General features: G+C 46.0%; 17 protein-coding genes and 1 riboswitch. Of the genes, 10 read left to right on the top strand and 7 right to left on the bottom strand.

What is annotated here, in order from left to right; translation table 11 throughout:
• Positions 1 to 52 precede the first annotated feature (52 nt).
• The 8 genes from Q4549_RS10070 (at position 53) to thiH (ending at position 8,518) form a co-directional block, all read left to right on the top strand.
• Positions 53 to 1,240, top strand: coding sequence for an outer membrane beta-barrel protein (locus Q4549_RS10070; protein WP_303553264.1), 1,188 nt, complete (start codon positions 53 to 55; stop codon positions 1,238 to 1,240).
• 13 nt (positions 1,241 to 1,253) lie between these two features.
• On the top strand, positions 1,254 to 1,796 hold the full coding sequence (locus Q4549_RS10065; protein ID WP_303511438.1) for a polysaccharide biosynthesis/export family protein: 543 nt from the start codon (positions 1,254 to 1,256) through the stop codon (positions 1,794 to 1,796).
• Positions 1,797 to 1,924: 128 nt separating this feature from the next.
• Positions 1,925 to 2,040, top strand: a riboswitch (TPP riboswitch).
• Between the two features lie 103 nt (positions 2,041 to 2,143).
• Positions 2,144 to 4,081, top strand: a complete 1,938-nt coding sequence (gene thiC, locus Q4549_RS10060) for a phosphomethylpyrimidine synthase ThiC (RefSeq protein ID WP_303511440.1) — start codon at positions 2,144 to 2,146, stop codon at positions 4,079 to 4,081.
• Positions 4,071 to 5,609 (top strand): thiamine phosphate synthase, encoded by a 1,539-nt coding sequence (gene thiE / locus Q4549_RS10055; protein WP_303553263.1) that lies wholly within the window; start codon positions 4,071 to 4,073, stop codon positions 5,607 to 5,609. Before thiC ends, thiE begins: the two co-directional genes overlap by 11 nt.
• Positions 5,610 to 5,624: 15 nt before the next feature.
• Positions 5,625 to 6,413 (top strand): molybdopterin-synthase adenylyltransferase MoeB, encoded by a 789-nt coding sequence (locus tag Q4549_RS10050; protein WP_303553262.1) that lies wholly within the window; start codon positions 5,625 to 5,627, stop codon positions 6,411 to 6,413.
• Positions 6,410 to 6,613, top strand: a complete 204-nt coding sequence (thiS, locus tag Q4549_RS10045) for a sulfur carrier protein ThiS (protein ID WP_303511446.1) — start codon at positions 6,410 to 6,412, stop codon at positions 6,611 to 6,613. Before Q4549_RS10050 ends, thiS begins: the two co-directional genes overlap by 4 nt.
• 12 nt (positions 6,614 to 6,625) lie before the next feature.
• Positions 6,626 to 7,393 carry a thiazole synthase gene (locus Q4549_RS10040; protein WP_303553261.1) on the top strand — a complete coding sequence of 256 codons (768 nt, stop codon included), beginning with the start codon at positions 6,626 to 6,628 and terminating at the stop codon, positions 7,391 to 7,393.
• Between the two features lie 12 nt (positions 7,394 to 7,405).
• Entirely contained in the window at positions 7,406 to 8,518 is a 1,113-nt protein-coding gene (gene thiH / locus Q4549_RS10035) for a 2-iminoacetate synthase ThiH (RefSeq protein ID WP_303553260.1), read from the top strand.
• A 3-nt stretch (positions 8,519 to 8,521) separates the two neighbouring features.
• Here the strand turns inward: thiH and Q4549_RS10030 are convergent, their stop codons facing one another.
• Positions 8,522 to 9,262 carry an ABC transporter substrate-binding protein gene (locus Q4549_RS10030; RefSeq protein ID WP_303553259.1) on the bottom strand — a complete coding sequence of 247 codons (741 nt, stop codon included), beginning with the start codon at positions 9,260 to 9,262 and terminating at the stop codon, positions 8,522 to 8,524.
• Between the two features lie 126 nt (positions 9,263 to 9,388).
• Between Q4549_RS10030 and Q4549_RS10025 the strand changes: the two genes are divergently transcribed.
• Positions 9,389 to 9,925, top strand: coding sequence for a RimK/LysX family protein (locus Q4549_RS10025; RefSeq protein WP_201798756.1), 537 nt, complete (start codon positions 9,389 to 9,391; stop codon positions 9,923 to 9,925).
• A gap of 3 nt (positions 9,926 to 9,928) precedes the next feature.
• On the opposite strand, the gene Q4549_RS10020 is transcribed toward Q4549_RS10025, so the two are convergent.
• On the bottom strand, positions 9,929 to 10,771 hold the full coding sequence (locus Q4549_RS10020; RefSeq protein ID WP_303553258.1) for a DNA ligase: 843 nt from the start codon (positions 10,769 to 10,771) through the stop codon (positions 9,929 to 9,931).
• A 117-nt stretch (positions 10,772 to 10,888) separates the two neighbouring features.
• Between Q4549_RS10020 and Q4549_RS10015 the strand changes: the two genes are divergently transcribed.
• Complete coding sequence (locus Q4549_RS10015; protein ID WP_303553257.1) at positions 10,889 to 11,245, top strand: GFA family protein; 357 nt, start codon at positions 10,889 to 10,891, stop codon at positions 11,243 to 11,245.
• Between the two features lie 64 nt (positions 11,246 to 11,309).
• On the opposite strand, the gene xylA is transcribed toward Q4549_RS10015, so the two are convergent.
• From xylA to Q4549_RS09990, 5 genes are all read right to left on the bottom strand, one after another.
• The gene (xylA, locus tag Q4549_RS10010; protein ID WP_303553256.1) at positions 11,310 to 12,632 is read right to left on the bottom strand and encodes a xylose isomerase; all 1,323 of its coding nucleotides are present in this window, start codon (positions 12,630 to 12,632) and stop codon (positions 11,310 to 11,312) included.
• Positions 12,633 to 12,924: 292 nt separating this feature from the next.
• On the bottom strand, positions 12,925 to 13,659 hold the full coding sequence (locus tag Q4549_RS10005; protein ID WP_303553255.1) for a hypothetical protein: 735 nt from the start codon (positions 13,657 to 13,659) through the stop codon (positions 12,925 to 12,927).
• Between the two features lie 202 nt (positions 13,660 to 13,861).
• Positions 13,862 to 15,865 (bottom strand): transketolase, encoded by a 2,004-nt coding sequence (gene tkt, locus Q4549_RS10000; protein ID WP_303553254.1) that lies wholly within the window; start codon positions 15,863 to 15,865, stop codon positions 13,862 to 13,864.
• Positions 15,866 to 15,892: 27 nt separating this feature from the next.
• Complete coding sequence (gene tal, locus Q4549_RS09995) at positions 15,893 to 16,852, bottom strand: transaldolase (protein ID WP_303553253.1); 960 nt, start codon at positions 16,850 to 16,852, stop codon at positions 15,893 to 15,895.
• A 470-nt stretch (positions 16,853 to 17,322) separates the two neighbouring features.
• Complete coding sequence (locus Q4549_RS09990) at positions 17,323 to 18,537, bottom strand: XylR family transcriptional regulator (RefSeq protein ID WP_303553252.1); 1,215 nt, start codon at positions 18,535 to 18,537, stop codon at positions 17,323 to 17,325.
• Positions 18,538 to 18,628 lie beyond the last annotated feature (91 nt).

Genomic DNA, 18,628 nt, shown 5'->3' with positions numbered 1-18,628 from the left:
CCTAGTCCTCTGCCTTTGCTAAGGTAGCCTTATATGTTTTGGAGGATTATTGATGCGCAAGATAGGGATCATCTTGCTGCCAACCCTAGCAATTGCAGGTCAAAGTTTGGCCGCCATGCAACCTGCTAAGTGGTATAGTGCAGACGGAGTAGGTGTTGTACCCAGCGTAGAAGTTTTGGGTTTATACGACAGCAACCTAACCAACAGTAATAAAGATCAAATATCGTCTTGGGGAACCATTGTGTCTCCGGCGATTGCTGCCATTTCTGAACAAGATAAAAGTGCTTATTATGCCGCTTACCGACTGGTATGGGGCGAGTACTTTGATAGCTCAGAAGATAACTTTGTAGACCATCATTTACGGTTAAATGGTCAATGGGATTTTTCGGCGCGACATCGTGCAGATTTACGTTACGATTTTCGTCGTAATCACGAACAACGTGGTGAGGGAATATCCTCTGGTTTAGGCAACGCGATTGATGAACCGGTGCAATACAACTTGCATTGGTTACATGGTTTGTACGGGTATGGCGTAAAAAGTGCCACTGCTCAGTTGGAGTTTGAGGCAAATGCTCGTCAGTTAGATTACCAAAACTTTCGAGAAACCACTCAGTATCGTGACCGTAATTTGCTTGATGGCAGTGCTCGGTTCTTTTACCGAGCATCGTCGGCCACCCGTTTGCTGGCAGAACTTAAAGCGGCGCAAAGCGATTACAAAACCACCGAAGCGAATACCGCTAATCGTGATTTTAACGACCTACTTGCCTACGCTGGTGGCGATTGGGCTGTAACAGGTAAAACCAAAGGTCGGGTTAAAGTAGGTTGGCAGCAACGCCAGTTTAAAGAAGGTGAACGCGAGGACTTTAGTGATTTGAGTTGGTCTATAGCGGCCGATTGGTCACCTCGTAGTTACTCAACCTTTAGTTTGGAAGGTGGGCGTCAAGCCAGAGCGCCAGAGCAAGATGGCGATGTGATTGACAATACCAATATCAATTTGGATTGGGAACACTATTGGCAAGAGCGCCTAGCTACTTACTTTACTGTGGCTTACGATAACAATGATTATGTTGGTATTACTCGCCAAGATAAAATCTACGAAGGTAGAATTGGCGTGAGTTATCAATTTCGTCGCTGGCTAGAAATTTCTCTGTGGCAGCTATGGAGAGATAAAGATTCTACGCTTGAGGCCGTTACCTATGATAAGCAAGTAACGAGTCTTAAATTGAGACTGAGCTTATAGCCAAGGGAATACCATGCAAAAACTCATAGTACGCGTTCAGAACTGGCTTTATATGCTAGCCAGCGTGCTATGTTTTTCTGCCTCAGCCGATGCAAATGACGATTACCGCTTAGCAGCGGGAGATAGTTTTAGGGTGAGCGTATATGGTGAACCAGAGCTAAATATGGAAACGCGTTTAGCCAACGACGGCTTTATTCGCTATCCCTTTCTGGGTGAGATTGAAGTCCGTGGGCTCACCGTTAACCAATTGCAATTACACATTCAAAATGGCTTAAAGGGTGATTACTTGGTGGACCCAATGGTACAAGTGACCATGGTGGAATACCGGCCATTTTTCATTAACGGCGAAGTTGCTCGCCCTGGTGCTTACCCCTATCAGCCAGGTTTAACCGTGAATCGTGCAATAACTCTGGCGGGTGGTTTTACCGAGCGTGCTGGGAAAAGTAAAATTACCATTCAAGCTGAAAAGGCTAGCCCAGAACAACGCCAAAGAGTTAGCTTGGAAGACAAAGTCTCGGCAGGCGACGTGCTCAATATCCCACAGAGTTTCTTCTAAGTTATTCAATCAATTACCGCTTATGTTGTGTTAGCTATTTGTTAGTAGCTTTTTAACAAAACAGCGAATTTCGTTATTGCCTTTCTTGATATCGCTATTGTGGTTTGGTTTTTTCAGCCCTATACTCGGCTCTCTTGTCGGAGTGCCGAAAGGCTGAGACCACTTGTAGCGTTGCTACTGTTGTGTGGGATCCGTATAACTTGATCAGGATAATGCCTGCGCAGGGAACAAGATGAGTAACCGCTTCCTTCTGTTATTTTAAGTGTACTTAGACACTGTTTAACACTGGGTTACTTTTCCTACATCCGACAAGCCTCATTCTTAAATTTTTTATTTAGAGGCCAGTCATGTCAAGACGCGAAACTCGAGCTGCAGCAGAACAATATATTAATAATCTGCAAGGCCAACCTTTTCCAAATTCAGAAAAAATCTATGTTCAGGGAAGTCGTGACGATATCCAAGTAGCGATGCGCCAAATTAACTTGGCCGACAGCTTGGTTGGCGGCACCAAAACTGAACCAAAACTTGAGCCAAACGAGCCAGTACGTGTTTACGATACCTCTGGTATCTACACTGATGAAAACGCTGAATTAGACGTACATAAAGGCCTGCCACAATTGCGCAAAGCCTGGATTGAAGAACGTGGCGATACTGAAGAACTCACCGGTCTGAGTTCTAACTTCTCCCAGCAACGTTTAGCTGATGAAGGCTTAGAGCATATCCGTTTTGAAAGTTTACCTACCCCACGTAAAGCCAAATTGGGTAAAACAGTGACCCAGCTGCATTACGCTCGCCAAGGCATTGTTACGCCAGAAATGGAGTACATTGCTATCCGCGAAAACATGGGTCGCGATAAAATTCGTGAAGACTTGCTAGCAGAACAGCAAAAAGGTCACTCGTTTGGAGCGTCATTACCAGAACACATCACCGGTGAGTTTGTGCGTGACGAAGTGGCCCGTGGCCGCGCGATCATCCCTTCTAACATTAACCACGCTGAAGCCGAGCCAATGATTATTGGTCGTAACTTCTTGGTTAAAGTAAATGCCAATATTGGTAACTCGGCAGTGACCTCTTCAATTGAAGAAGAAGTTGAAAAACTGGTTTGGGCGAGCCGTTGGGGTGCCGATACCGTGATGGATTTATCCACTGGTCGTTATATTCACGAAACCCGTGAATGGGTAATTCGTAACTCACCAGTGCCAATTGGTACCGTACCGATTTACCAAGCTTTGGAAAAAGTGAACGGTGTTGCCGAAGACCTTACTTGGGAAGTTTACCGCGATACGTTAATTGAACAAGCCGAACAGGGGGTGGATTACTTCACCATTCATGCCGGTGTATTGCTGCGTTACGTGCCAATGACCGCCAAGCGCGTTACTGGCATTGTTTCTCGTGGTGGCTCGATCATGGCCAAGTGGTGTTTAGCCCATCATAAAGAAAGCTTTTTGTATGAGCGCTTCCGTGAAATTTGTGAAATCTGTGCCGCTTACGACGTATCACTGTCATTAGGCGATGGCATGCGTCCAGGCTCTATTGCCGATGCTAACGACGAAGCCCAATTTGCCGAGTTAGAAACCTTAGGTGAGCTGACTAAAGTAGCTTGGGAATACGATGTTCAAGTGATCATTGAAGGCCCTGGCCATGTGCCAATGCAATTGATTAAAGAGAACATGGAAAAGCAGTTAGAAGAGTGTCATGAAGCACCGTTTTATACGCTTGGCCCACTAATTACCGATATTTCTCCCGGCTATGACCACTTCTCATCAGGCATTGGTGCCGCGATGATCGGTTGGTTTGGTTGTGCCATGTTGTGTTACGTAACGCCTAAAGAACACTTAGGTTTGCCTAACAAAGAAGACGTTAAACAAGGCATGATTACCTATAAAATTGCTGCTCACGCCGCTGATTTGGCCAAAGGCCATGCTGGCGCGCAAATTCGTGATAACGCCATGAGCAAGGCACGTTTTGAATTCCGCTGGGAAGACCAGTTTAACCTAGCCTTAGACCCAGACACCGCTCGCGCATACCACGATGAAGCCTTACCGCAAGAATCGGCTAAGGTAGCGCATTTCTGTTCAATGTGTGGGCCTAAGTTCTGCTCAATGAAAATTTCGCAAGAAGTACGCGATTACGCCAACGAGCTAGAAGTTAAGCTACTCGACGAGCCTTTAGCTGATCTAGGTTTCGTTGCCGAGGGTATGGCAGAAAAATCGGCTGAATTCAGAGACAAAGGTGCCGAGATTTACCACTCGCCACTACGTGCTGAGACCAGCGATGAAGTCTAAGTTGCCTTTTAGCGACAACTTGCGCCCGCAAATTTGGACTATCGCGGGTAGCGACAGTTGTGCGGGAGCAGGCTTACAAGCTGATTTGCTAACGGCACACGACTTTCAAGTAGAGTGTGCTACGGCGGTGACCGCGATTACTGCGCAAAACATCGAAGGGGTGACGGCTATTCAGCCCTCATCGCCTGAGTTGTTAGCTGCGCAGTTAGATGCTTTAGCGGCCACTAACCCTGCCAAAGTGATTAAAATTGGCATGTTAGGCAGTGCCGAGTTGGTAAGAGTAGTGGCCGATAAACTGGCCACTTACAAAGCTACTTGGGCTGAGCCGCCCTTGGTGGTGTGTGATCCGGTATTGGTGGCTAGTTCTGGCGCTAGCCTAGCCTTAGATGATCTAATGCAAGCCTTGCCTGCGTTGTTGGCGCAAACCGATGTACTTACACCTAACGCCACCGAGCTTGCTAGCTTAAGTGGTATTGAGTTAAACAGCGTTACTGCCTTAAAACAGGCCTGCGCTAAGTTACTGAAACAGGGTGTAAAAGCGGTATGGGCGAAGGGCGGGCATTTAGTGTTAACGCCAAATATTGCCTTAGATTACTTTAGTGATGGTCAGCGAGAAATCGTCTTGTCGAGTGAGGTGATTGATGCGCCACATACCCACGGTACTGGCTGTACGCTTGCTTCCGCTTTAGCGTCTGCTTTAGCGCATGACTTTGCTATGGAAGACGCCTTGGTATTAGCCAAAGCTTATGTTTATCAAGGTTTAAAACAAGTGGTGGGTAGAGGTAACTTAGCCCACCTTGGTTGGCCAACTTTGCGTGAGCATTTTCCTCGAGTGGAGTCGGCGCAAACTGCGCTAGGACAGCAGTTTGGCCTCAGCGAGTCTTGGCCGGAAGCGGTGCCCTTTACACCTTGCGATACCACTAAGCTGGGTGTTTACCCTGTGGTAGATAGTGTTGAGTGGATAGAGCGCTTGCTTAATATGGGGGTTAAAACCCTGCAGTTAAGAATCAAAGATAAAACCGATGCCGACGTAGAAGCCGATGTTATTCGTGCTATCGAACTCGGTCATCAGCATCAAGCGCGTTTGTTTATCAATGACTATTGGCAGCTTGCGGTAAAACATGGCGCTTATGGCGTGCACTTAGGCCAAGAAGATTTAGAAGTGGCCAATTTGCAGCAAATTGCGGCAGCCGGTTTACGTTTAGGCATTAGTACTCATGGTTATTTTGAATTGCTACGTGCTAGCCAGCTGCAACCAAGTTATATTGCTCTTGGACACATTTTCCCTACTACTACCAAGGACATGCCATCTAAGCCACAAGGTTTGGCGAAGTTAAGTCGCTACGCTGATTTAATGCACGATTATCCTTTGGTAGCGATTGGCGGTATTGATTTAGTTCGCGCTAAACAAGTCTGGCAATGTGGTGTGGGCAGTGTGGCCGTGGTAAGAGCCATAACTGAAGCCGCTGATCCAGCTGCTGCGGTTGCCGAGCTTGAAGCCATTGTGAATCAATCAGTAGCCAATTAGCGAGTAAGCCAAACCATGAGCCAATACCAGCACAGTGACCAAGCCTTAAGTGACGATGAATGTTTGCGTTATAGCCGTCATTTATTATTAAAAGATCTTGGTGAGGCTGGGCAGCTAAAGCTTAAACATGCGCAAGTATTGGTGATTGGTATGGGCGGTTTAGGTGCACCTGCTAGCTTGTACTTAGCCGCCGCCGGCGTTGGTCGATTGGTATTGGCTGATTTTGATGAGGTCGATAGCTCTAACCTTCAGCGCCAAGTGCTTTATCGCGAAGATGATATTAAACAACCGAAAGTTGAATCGGCCAAGCAGCATTTACAGGCATTGAATTCAAATATTCAAATTCGCAGCGTGAACCGAAAAATGGACGCCATGTTGCTGGCGATGGAAGTGGCTCAAGCCGATGTGGTTCTGGATTGCAGCGATAATATCGCCACCCGTTATGCAGTGAATCAAGCCTGTGTTGAGGCTAAGGTACCGCTGGTAAGTGGCGCAGCGGTTGCCTTTGATGGCCAGCTGATGGTGTTTGATTTTCGCAAAGCTGAACAAGGCTGCTATCACTGCTTATTTCCTAACGCCAGTGAGCAGCAGCTGAACTGCAGCAATGCCGGCATTCTGGGGCCTGTGGTTGGTACCATTGGTAGCTTGCAGGCCTTGGAAACCATTAAGTTAATTACTGATATTCCATCGGCACAAGTAGGGCGATTTTCCAGCTTTGATGCCCACAGCCTTGAGTGGTTTCACTTAAGCGTAAATGCCGACGCTAATTGCCCTGTTTGTAGTAATCAAAAAGACAAATCATGATAACGATAGAATTTAACGGTGAAACTACCGAGCTCACCGCAGCGCTTAACATTGAGCAGCTACTTGCCCATCAACACCAAGAACCTCAAGGGATTGCAGTGGTGCTAAACGGCAATATTGTGACCCGTAGCGAATGGGCAAATACCTTATTAAATGATCACGCTAAAGTACGAGTATTTCGCGCCATTGCTGGCGGATAAGAGAGAAACCTTGTGTTAAAGATTGCAGATAAAAGTTTTACCAGCCGGCTATTCACCGGTACTGGCAAGTTTGCGACCCCTGAGTTGATGAGCCAAAGCATTCAAGCCAGTGGCAGCCAGTTGGTTACCATGGCGATGAAGCGTGTAGATGCGCAAGATCAGCAAGACGATATTCTGGCCCCCTTAATAAAGGCCGGAGTGAATTTACTGCCTAACACCTCGGGTGCCCGTAATGCCGAAGAAGCGGTTTTTGCTGCTAATCTAGCGCGAGAAGCGCTTGGCACAAATTGGCTTAAGTTGGAGATTCACCCCGATCCTAAGTACTTAATGCCCGATCCTATTGAAACACTAGCTGCCGCGGAAAAACTGGTAGAACAGGGCTTTGTAGTGTTGCCTTATGTACACGCAGACCCGGTATTGTGTAAGCGCTTAGAAGACGTAGGCTGTGCGGCCGTAATGCCATTGGGTGCGCCTATTGGCACCAACAAAGGCCTGCGTAGTCGTGACTTCTTAGAGATTATTATTGAGCAAGCTAATGTACCAGTGGTGGTTGATGCTGGTATTGGTGCTCCTTCAGATGCGGCTTTAGCCATGGAGTTAGGTGCTGATGCCGTGTTAGTGAATACTGCCATGGCGGTGGCTAAAGACCCCGTTGCTATGGCTAAAGCTTTCGCTCAAGCCGTAGAAGCGGGACGGAGTGCTTACCAAGCTGGTCTGGGCGCTGAGCTTCGCCACGCCGAGGCATCTAGCCCTTTAACTGCCTTTTTAGATACCTTGTAAGTAGAGAATATCATGAGTTTTGCCGAGCAATTAGCCCAATACGATAGCGCAGCCGTTCATCTAAGTATTAACAGTAAAACCGTTGCCGATGTAGAGCGTGCGCTGGTGAAAGATAAGCTGGATTTAGAAGACTTTCAGGCGCTTATTTCCCCTGCAGCTGAGGGTTATTTGGAACAAATGGCCCAGCGTAGCATGCGTTTAACGCAGCAACGTTTTGGCAAAACTCAACAATTCTATATACCGCTTTATTTAAGCAACATGTGTAGCAATGTATGTGATTATTGTGGCTTCTCGATGGGTAACAAAATTCGTCGTGTTACCTTGGATATGGTGGAGTTAGACGCCGAACTTGAAGCCATCAAACAACTAGGCTTTGACCATATTTTGCTGGTGACCGGCGAGTCTGAGCGCAAAGTGGGGATGGAGTATTTCCGCCAAGTATTGCCTAAGATTAAAGCGCGTTTCTCGCATGTATCGATGGAAGTACAGCCGCTAGACCAAGATGAATATGAAGAGCTTATCAGCTTAGGTTTAGATGCCGTTATGGTCTATCAAGAAACCTACAATCGTCGCCGCTATGCCGAGGTTCATCCAAAAGGTAAAAAGCGTGATTTTGATTACCGCTTGGCCACGCCTGAGCGCCTGGGTGATGCAGGCATTCGTAAAATGGGCATTGGCGCACTCATTGGTTTAGATGAATGGCGCAGTGATTGTTTCTATGTTGCAGCGCATTTGCAGTATTTAGAGCGTAAATATTGGAAGAGTAAGTTTTCTATTTCTTTCCCACGTCTGCGTCCATGTGAAGGTGGCTTTCAGCCTAAATCAGTGATGAGCGACAAACAATTGGTGCAGTTGATTTGTGCTTATCGCTTGTTTAACCCAGACGTTGAATTGTCTTTATCTACCCGCGAATCTGAGCATTTCCGCAACCATGCCATCCCATTGGGAATTACTAGCATGAGTGCCTTTTCTAGCACTCAACCGGGGGGCTATGCTGATACCAGTGAGAAAGCCTTAGAGCAATTTGAGATAAGTGATGAGCGCAGACCCGAAGTGGTGGCCGATGCGGTTAAGCAAGCTGGCTATCAGGTTGTATGGAAAGACTGGGATCGGGTACTCGGCTAGCGTTTATTGCAAATACTTAGCTTCCAATTTAGCTAAGGCACCTTGCTCTAGCAGTTGCTTTAGCTGTTTATCAAACTCCAACACAAATTCTTGGTCTACTTGTTGTTTACTAAAAGCCAAATATACCGGTACTTGACCTAAGGCTGGTTCTATCAGTTTTAGACCGTTCGGCTTACCATCCTGCGCTGCCACTAATAATGCTTGGCGGCTATCGGTTGCTATCATATCCAAACGACCGCGTAACAGTGATTTTACTAAACCCTCTACGCTATTGTGTTTCTCTACGTCGAAAGTGTGTTTGGCTAAAGCTTGGTCAAAAGGAGGCGAAATACGCGCATTGCGCACTTTACCAATGCGGTAATCATCTAACTCAGCAAAGTCACCCGAGAAAGTGTCTGTTGGCCAAGCGTTTAAGGTAATTAGGTGTTGGTCTAAGAGTAGAAAGGCAGTATCTGGGTAATAAAAAAAAGCTTCTCTATCGGCAGTGCGCATGGTGGGAATAAGCCCTTGGCTTTGATGGCTTTTTACCTTGGCGAATGCTCTGGCCCAGTTACTAATTTGAAAGTCAGCATCTGTATTGAGCTGCTGAAAACTTTGTTCAATAAGCTCTACAATTATCCCCTCTGCTTTTCCCTGGTCATTAACCATAATGTAAGGCGGAAAAACAAAGCTTTGTATTTCAACGGTTTTAGCATGACATAGTGTACTGCTAACAAATAATAGGAAAACTACCAGCGGTTTCATCTGTTTCTTCATCCTTGAGCCTAACTCAAATTATAGAGAATCGTGCTATGGTATGCGACCTGAAGCGGCAGTTATTATGTGATTAATGGGCTGTTGGCCTTAACTAACAGAATAAAGAGGTGTGAAGTGTTAAAGAATTTACTGTTAGCAGTAGTATTAGTCATCACTTATACAAGCAGTGCAATGGCTGAAAAGCTAACCGTGGGTGCCGCAGAGCATGTGCGTATTGTAGAGGCAAACCTTACGTTTTTAACACGTATCGATACGGGTGCGGCAAGTACCTCAATGCATGCAGAAAACATGACGGTATTAGATGGCGAAAACATTAATCCAGACGACTACAGTGAAGCGGAACAAAAATCGATAGTGCGCCCTCTTATGCGTAAAAATATCGGTAAGTATTTGCAATTTACCACCGAGAATGAAGGTGGCGAGAAACACCAAGGCAAAGCCTTGATTACCGACGTAGCCGCGGTACGTAACTCTCAAGGCTTAGAAATTCGCTATAAAGTTGCCTTAGCTGTGGAATGGCAAGGCCGCGCTAAAACCGTAGATGTAAACCTAAGAGACCGCAGTAAAATGCACTATAAGTTGCTAATAGGCCGCAACTGGTTAGAGGGCGATTACTTGGTAGATGTAGAGCGCAACAAACATTTAAAGTAAAGCTTATAAGGTTTGATGCACTCGTACAAAGCGGGCAAAGCGGGGTTTGCCGTGCTCAGTTAAGCCGTTGTAACGATACTCTACTAAACTGCCAATAGGTGGTGGATTTGAGCGTAACTGGTCGCTTAAACCACTGCCTATTTTAAACCTTCTACCTTGTTGGTCCTGCACCACTAACGCGCCCAATTTACCACTGTACTTGCCTTTCCCGCCACTATAAGCCACGACTTCGGCTTCAGCATCTTGATAGCTTTTATACTTAATTAAGGCGTTGCTACGGCTGGGTATATACATAGATTCGGGGTCGCGCAGCATTAATCCTTCGCCACCTTCGGCGCTAATTTTTGCTAGTTCTTGTTCCAGCTTTGGTCGCCCTGGGTAAGCGCGATAACTGGGCACTGTCATAAAGGCGCTGGTGCTACTTAAGGTTTGTAACTGGCGGTAACGCTGTTGGTAAGGGCCGGGGTAATTTGGTAAATCGAACACCACAAAGCGCACATCTTGCCATTGTTCTACACGAGAGTTTTTCTGCTTAACTAAGCTTACCAAGGCGCTAAACTGCCCTCGACCCAACCAGAGTTCGCCGTCTACAGCCACATTCGGCAGTTGTTGTGCAATGGATGCTGGGAGCCCAATAACATGGCCATTGCGGCTGAGTAACTGCTTCCCATCCCAGTAGGCTCGTACTCCATCATATTTCTCACATACCCAATAGCGCTGCAGATCTAAGCCTTGTTGGTAGTCTGTGGCTAAAATAAGTTGTGGTGGCTGTTGCTGGGCAAGCCCCTCATTAGCGCTGGCTAAAAACAAGCAAACGCTGAGCTTGGCGCTGAGTGAACGATCCATGTTCTACTCCGTAGTGAGTTAATTGTTATTAATGGTAGTGCAAATGCCTATTGCTCGCTAGCTATAATCACCTTTAGCAGTACTTTATTAGCAACAAACTTACTTAAGGCGAATACAATGAGTAAACAATATCAAGGAAGTTGTCACTGCGGCGCTGTGAAATTTAGCTTAAGCACAAACTTAGACCCTGCCGTGCGCTGCAATTGCAGTTTATGCCAACGTAAAGGCATTGTGATGGTAACTGCAGAGGATGATAGCTTTCGTTTATTACAGGGCGAACAAGACTTAACGCTCTATAAATGGAATACCAAGGTAGCGAACCATTATTTTTGCAAACACTGTGGTATTTATACCTTCCACAATCCACGTACCGCACCAGAATTAACTCGGGTTAATGCTGGCTGTTTAGATGGCATCGATCCTTTAGCATTGGCTATAAGTGTGGTTAATGGTGCTGGGTTATCCAGTGAATAACAGCCATAAAAAAGCCGACGCTAAGCGTCGGCAACATTGGTACTTATAAGGAAAATACTATGTTTTACTTACTGAAAATATGTTTGTTAACAATATTTTCTAGCTCTTCTTGGCGACCAGATACATGTTTAGGGTCAATGTTGTCTGCAATTGCCTGGGTTGCTAAAGACTCTAGGCTGTAATCGCCAGTCATGATTGCTTTACCTAAGTCACCGCTCCAGCCAGCGTAACGCTCAGCAACAACGCTGCTGATGTCTTGGCTTTCTAACAAGCTTGCTGCTTTCTCAAGTGCTAATGCACAAGTGTCCATGCCGCCAATGTGGCCGTGGAAGAAGTCAGCTGGATCAATACTTTGACGACGTAATTTAGTATCAAACATCAAACCACCAGTAGTGAAACCACCAGAACGTAAGATGTCGTACATTACCGGCGTCCACTCTTCAACACTGTTAGGGAATTGGTCTGTATCCCAACCTAGTTGTGCATCGCCACGGTTGGCATCAATAGAGCCAAATAGGCCTAGTGAGATTGCGGTAGCAATTTCGTGATGGAAAGAGTGACCCGCTAAAGTAGCGTGGTTAACTTCAATGTTTACTTTCACCTCGTCTTCTAGACCAAATTGCTTCAAGAAGCCGTAAACAGTGGCTGTGTCGTAATCGTATTGGTGCTTAGTAGGCTCAGCTGGCTTAGGCTCAATTAAGATGGTGCCAGTGAAGCCAATTTTGTGTTTGTGCTCTACTACCATTTGGAACAAGCGACCTAACTGCTCGCGTTCTTGGCGTAAATCAGTATTAAGTAGCGTTTCGTAACCTTCACGGCCGCCCCACAATACGTAGTTTTCGCCACCTAGCATTTTGGTTGCGTTCATTGCGGTGAAGATTTGGCTCGCAGCGTAAGCAAATACTTCTGGGTTAGGGTTAGAGCCTGCGCCAGACATGTAACGTGCATTTGAGAATGCGTTGGCTGTGCCCCATAAAAGCTTCATGCCGGTTTCGTCTTGCTTCTGAGCAAGTACGTCCATCATGACTTTCATGTTTTCAGTGTACTCTTTAAGTGAGTCACCTTGTGGTGCTACGTCAACATCGTGGAACGAGTAGAAAGGTGTGCCAACTTTTGAGAAGAAATCGAAAGCAACATCGGCTTTCATTTTCGCCATTTCAAGTGCGTTACCTGGTTTTTGCCAAGGGCGGTCAAAGGTGCCAGCACCAAAGATATCAAAACCGTCCCAGCAGAAGTTATGCCAATAACATGCACCAAAACGTAAGTGCTCTTCCATGGTTTTACCCAGGATCACTTTTTTAGCATCGTAATGACGAAATGCTAGTGGATTAGTGGACTCTGGTCCTTCATAAGCGATTTTTTCAAACTGGTCAAAATATTGAGCCATTGGAACTACTCCTAAAAAGAATACGGTTTCATTGGAGAACCAATCTCCATCTGTGAGCTTATTGTTAGCCCTAGCGGCCTTTCCCTCAATTATGAAAAATGCAGTCTTTTTTCAGCTATTTACTTTTCGTGCGCTATCTCGCGTTTTATATGAATCTTTTTTAGGATATTTCAACGATTGGGTCATAACATTGGCGAAATGTGAAATTTCATAATGTCATCTATTGGTGACAATGATGCCGGCGTATCGATTTTTTGGCGGGCAAAGGTGAATTGATGAAGGGGTTTGCGGGTTAAGGTTCTCGAATGAGGCCTGGTAAGGTGTAAGAGCTGTCGAGGTAGGTTTTTTGTACCACATCAATGGCACTATTTAAGCGCTGCATAAAGCCAGGGTGTTGCTCTAGATAAGCTTTAGAAATGTAAATACCAAAGGGAGCCGAACGTTGCACTACTTCAATGTATTCACCTCTCACAAGGTTGGGGTGCACTTCGCTACTTTTGAACACATCGGCCGACATAAAGGCGGCATCTATCCGCTCTAAATCAAACAGCATAATGGCCAGCTTAGCCACGTTACTTTGTTTGCCTACCACATGGTAATGGTGTGTATTTAGCCATCGTAAGGTGTTTGTCCCTTCTATAGAGGCAACTTTTGCATCGCTTTTAAACTCGCTCGAATAAGGGTCTAGGTAACGGTCGTAACGGAAAAACCAGCTCCAGTTATTGTACAAAATAGATTTTGAGAACACCGCTACGCTATCACGTTGGCTGTTTTGCGAAGCAAAGAAGAAGCCGTCGGCCCCGCCATATTGCACTTCACTTAAGGCGCGTTTGTAGTTGGGTACTTGCTTGGTGCTGTAACCCTGCTGCAATTGTTGCATTATTTTCTCTACAAGAAAATTACCCGCAGCCAAAGGCTGTTGCTGTTTCGTATACGGCGGAAAATGTGGATAAACCAAACGCAGGTCTTCGGCAAGGGCCGAATAACTAAAAATAAAGGCAACAGCAAATAGTCTTATCAGCAACATTGAACCTAAATGGACAACTCATAGTGATTTACGGTGATTATTACTGGTAAGCGTAGTTAGCAAATAGCTTGAGAGGCAAAGTTGTTGAGGGCTTATTTAAGTGTTTTGTGAACTTGGTGGGTGATTAGTTAAGTGACGGTTTTACAAAACAAAAAAGCAACGCTAACGAGCGTTGCTTTTAGTCTTAGTATAAACAGTAAAATTAACTGTTTAGTAAGCTCAAGCTTTGGTCTACTACGTTTTCTACGGTAAAGCCAAATAACTTGAATAGTTCGCCAGCAGGTGCCGACTCACCAAAGGTCGTCATACCTACGGTTACGCCATCTAGGCCTACGTATTTGCCCCAGAAGCCAGCTTGAAGTGCTTCAACGGCTACACGAGCACGTACTGCTTTAGGCAATACAGCCTCTCGGTAAGCAGCATCTTGCTTGTCGAAACGTTCGGTACAAGGCATAGACACTACGCGAACTTGTTTACCTTGCTCGCTCAGCTTAGCGGCTGCGTCTACAGCTAGTTCAACTTCAGAGCCCGTCGCAATCAAGATAAGCTCTGGCGTGCCAGCACAATCTTTAAGCACGTAAGCCCCACGGTTAATTAATTCTAGTTGCTCACCGCTCCGCTTTTGCTGGGCCAAGTTTTGACGAGAGAAGATAAGTGCACTTGGGCCATCACTACGCTCTACCGCGTTAATCCAAGAAGCCGCAGACTCTACTTGGTCACAAGGGCGCCATGTTTCCATGTTGGGTGTTAAACGTAAGCTAGCCACTTGCTCAACCGGTTGGTGAGTTGGACCATCTTCACCCAAACCAATCGAGTCGTGAGTGTAAACAAAGATAGAACGCTGCTGCATTAATGCTGCCATACGAACCGCGTTGCGCGCGTATTCCATGAACATTAAGAAGGTGGCTGAGTACGGGACAAAACCACCGTGCAAAGCAATACCATTTTGCATTGCCGACATACCAAATTCACGTACACCGTAGTGTAAGTAGTTACCTGATGCGTCTTCTGCGCTCACTGATTTAGAGCTTGCGTGGAAGGTAAGGTTTGATGGTGCTAAGTCAGCTGAACCACCTAGCAATTCAGGTAAAATCTTACCAATCACGTCTAGGGTGTTTTTAGACGCCATGCGGCTAGCAATGTTAGCAGGCTCATTTTGTAGGCGCTGTAATAAGGCTTGTGTTTCTGCTTTCCAGTTTTCTGGTAGCTCACCTTCTACGCGGCGAGCATATTCAGAAGCCAGCTCAGGGTAGGCTTTTTTGTAGGCTGTAAACTTGTCGTTCCAAGTGTTTTCTTGCTCACTACCTTTGGCTTTGTTGTCCCAAGCTTGGTAAACGTCTGCTGGAATTTCAAAGGCAGCATGTGGCCAGTTTAAGAACTCGCGTGCTGCTTTAATTTCTTCGTCACCTAATGGTGCGCCGTGACAGTCATGTGAACCTGACTTGTTCGGAGAACCAAAACCAATCACCGTTTTAGTACAAATAAGCGTAGGCTTAGTGATGTCGGCTTTAGCCGCTACAATCGCAGCATTAATTTGCTCAGGATCATGACCATCAACATCACGAATTACGTTCCAGCCGTAAGCTTCAAAGCGTGCTGGTGTATCGTCGGTGAACCAACCTTCAACGTGGCCATCAATAGAGATGCCGTTGTCATCCCAAAAGGCAATCAACTTACCTAAGCCTAGGGTGCCAGCCAATGAACATACTTCGTGAGAAATACCTTCCATTAAACAACCGTCGCCCATAAATGAGTAGGTGAAGTGATCAACAATATCGTGGTCGTCACGGTTGAATTGCGCCGCTAGCATTTTCTCTGCTAGTGCCATACCTACGGCATTAGCAATACCTTGGCCTAGTGGGCCAGTGGTAGTTTCAACACCTGGTGCGTAACCGTATTCTGGGTGACCTGGTGTTTTAGAATGCAATTGACGGAAGTTCTTTAGTTCTTCAATCGGCAATGCGTAGCCACTAAGGTGAAGTAGCGAGTACAGCAACATAGAACCATGACCGTTAGACAAAATAAAGCGGTCGCGGTTGCTCCAGCTTGGGTTGCTTGGGTTATGCGCTAAGTGGTCGCGCCACAGTACTTCAGCAATGTCAGCCATGCCCATCGGTGCGCCAGGGTGGCCTGATTTAGCTTGTTGTACACCATCCATGCTTAGAGCACGAATAGCGTTTGCATATTGTTGACGAGGGTGAGTCATCTTTAATTTCCTAATATTAAGTAATTCTTAAGCTTCAAGCGCTTCGATTAGCATCTTGTCTAATTTCACTTGGTCAACGGCAAAGGCACGAATACCTTCAGCCAGTTTCTCTGTGGCCATTGCATCTTCGTTGTGTGCCCAAAAGAACTCTGCTTCGGTCATTGGAGCAGGACGGTTTTGGCTAACACCTTTGTCTTGAAGGCGCACATCTAGTTGCGCTTCAGTTTGGTCTAACTCTTCAAGTAGCGCAGGACCGATGGTCAAACGGTCACAACCGGCTAGTTCAACGATTTCGCCAATGTTACGGAAGCTGGCACCCATCACTACTGTGTTGTAGCCATGGTCTTTGTAGTAGCTGTAAATTTCAGATACCGAGATAACGCCTGGGTCTTTCGCGCCAGCGTAATCTGCGTCAGCGTTGTTCGCTTTGTACCAATCTAAAATACGGCCAACAAAAGGAGAGATTAAGAATACACCTGCTTCAGCACATGCACGGGCTTGAGCAAATGAGAACAACAAGGTTAGGTTACAGTTGATGCCTTCTTTCTCTAACTGTTCAGCGGCACGAATGCCCTGCCAAGTAGAGGCAAGCTTAATTAACACGCGTTCTTTGCTAATGCCAGCCGCTTGGTAAAGCTCGATTAAACGGCGTGCTTTAGCAATGCTGGCTTCGGTATCGAAAGATAAACGTGCGTCTACTTCAGTAGAAATGCGGCCAGGTACTAATTCCAACACTTTACAACCAATGGTGACTACCAGCTTGTCGGCAGCCATTTCGATTTGCTCGGCTTGCACGTTTGATTGAGTTTTAGCCCACTCAGCCACTTCTTTTAGCAAGCTTGAGTACTCAGGCAAACCTAGAGCCTTAACAATTAACGATGGGTTAGTGGTTGCGTCTTCTGGTGAAAATTTACGCATGGTATCCAAATCGCCAGTATCGGCAACTACCGTGGTGTATTGTTTTAGCTGTGTAAGTAGAGAACTCATAAGATGTATAGACCCTTGTGGTTAAAACAAAATGTGCGGCTTGTTTGGCGGGCCTTCATTATTGGTTGAAGGTCAATGACCAAGCTAAGCTTCATGTCCGTATTAAAGTGCCAGACTGGCATTTGAGCGCAATTACGCTTTTTTTAGCGCTAATGTTGAATTTTCGCAGTCCCGATCTAGATCACGCTTTATTTGGCGTTTTCGGTGGATCTACTGCACAAGATTCATGGTTTTGTCACACTCCACAGCATGGTGCGCCGATTTGTTGAAAAAAGAAACGCGGCCTCGCCCCAGAGTTTTAATAATCACTATGATGTTTTTTTGATCTTCACCATATTTGTTGGATGCACTAAGGGCGAACTTAGCTATTGCATGTCGCCATTAGTGACCAGTGATAATTGTGTCAAAGCCAGTTATTCACTGGCTTTGATGACTAAATGTTACTAAAGGTTTATGCCAAGTAGATGAAACTAGGCCTCTTTTAGTATTTCTCCTTCGTCCTCAATAAGGGGAGCTAGCTCTCGGTTTGTTACACCCTTCTGCTCGCGTAACATGCCCGGCGTCATATTCCAGCGTTTCTTAATGGCACAAGACAAATACTGAGGACTACTAAAGCCAACTACCTTGGCTATTTCACTCAAGGTTTGCTCGGTATCTACCAGCAACTCTAGTGCTAGATTTAGCTGGCTATCGAGCAAATAGGCATGCAATGACATGCCTAATTCGTCATGAAATTTGTTATCAATGGCGCCACGTGAACAGCCCAGTTCCGCCAAGATTTGTTTGACTTTAATATTGCCCTGATTAATGCGAATAAGGCTTAAGGCCCCACGCACTAAGTTGTCTTTAAAGTGGAAAAAGTCGGTAGAGTCGCGGCCAATAACCCGTTCAGGTTGCACGTAATGGTGGCGCTTAGCCAAGTTTTTGCCATCCATTAATGGTTGTAATAATGAAGCGGCTAAGTAGCCCATGGCGCGGGTGCCTTGGCGAACCGAAGTCAGGGTTGGCAAGCTTAAGGTGCAGTTTAGCTCGTCGTCATCAATGCCCATTATTGATACATCTTCGGGGATGCTAATGTTGGCCAGTTGGCAAGCGTAACTGAGCTGGCGAGCGCGTACGTCGTTGGCGGCAATAATACCCACCGGTTTAGGCAAACGGCTTAGCCAATCACACAAACACTGTAAGTCGCTGTCCCAAGTATCAATATTATCTTTGGCGCTAAACTGGCTGTAGGCGCATTGATTGCGTTCACACCAGTCACGCAGCAGTTGCTCGCGGTTTGCCGACCAATCGTTAAACGGGCGATTGGGGTAACCACAAAATGCCAAATGGGTATAGCGGCGCATTTTTAAAAAGCGCGCCGCCATGTTGATGATTTGTTTATTGTCAGACATCACTACGGGGTAGTCTTGCATGGTATTGGCAACCATCTCGCTGCTAGAAATACCAACTACTGGAATATTACGCGACTTAATCGCATCACGAATTTCCGGGTGATCAAAATCAGCAATTACCCCATCGCCTTGCCATTTACTAAAGTCGTCTACAGAGAACAAGTTTTGTTCGCCAATAAACAGGTTCCATGGCGCACCATTTTTCACAAATGATGATATGCCGGTAATAATGCCACGGTCGTAGGCCATGTTCGCGTTTAATAACAAAGCTACGCGGTTGTTTCTTGCCATAGTATTTATCTTCCGTATTACTACGCTTATTCAGCTAAGGTGACCACATTCGATAAATGCTGATCTATCGAATGTGCTAACCGCTGTTGGA

This window comes from Agarivorans sp. 2_MG-2023 (genome assembly GCF_030548085.1).
Taxonomy (GTDB): domain Bacteria; phylum Pseudomonadota; class Gammaproteobacteria; order Enterobacterales; family Celerinatantimonadaceae; genus Agarivorans.
The sequence above is the reverse complement of the archived record's forward strand: the minus strand, read 5'-3'. Positions and strand labels throughout refer to the sequence as shown.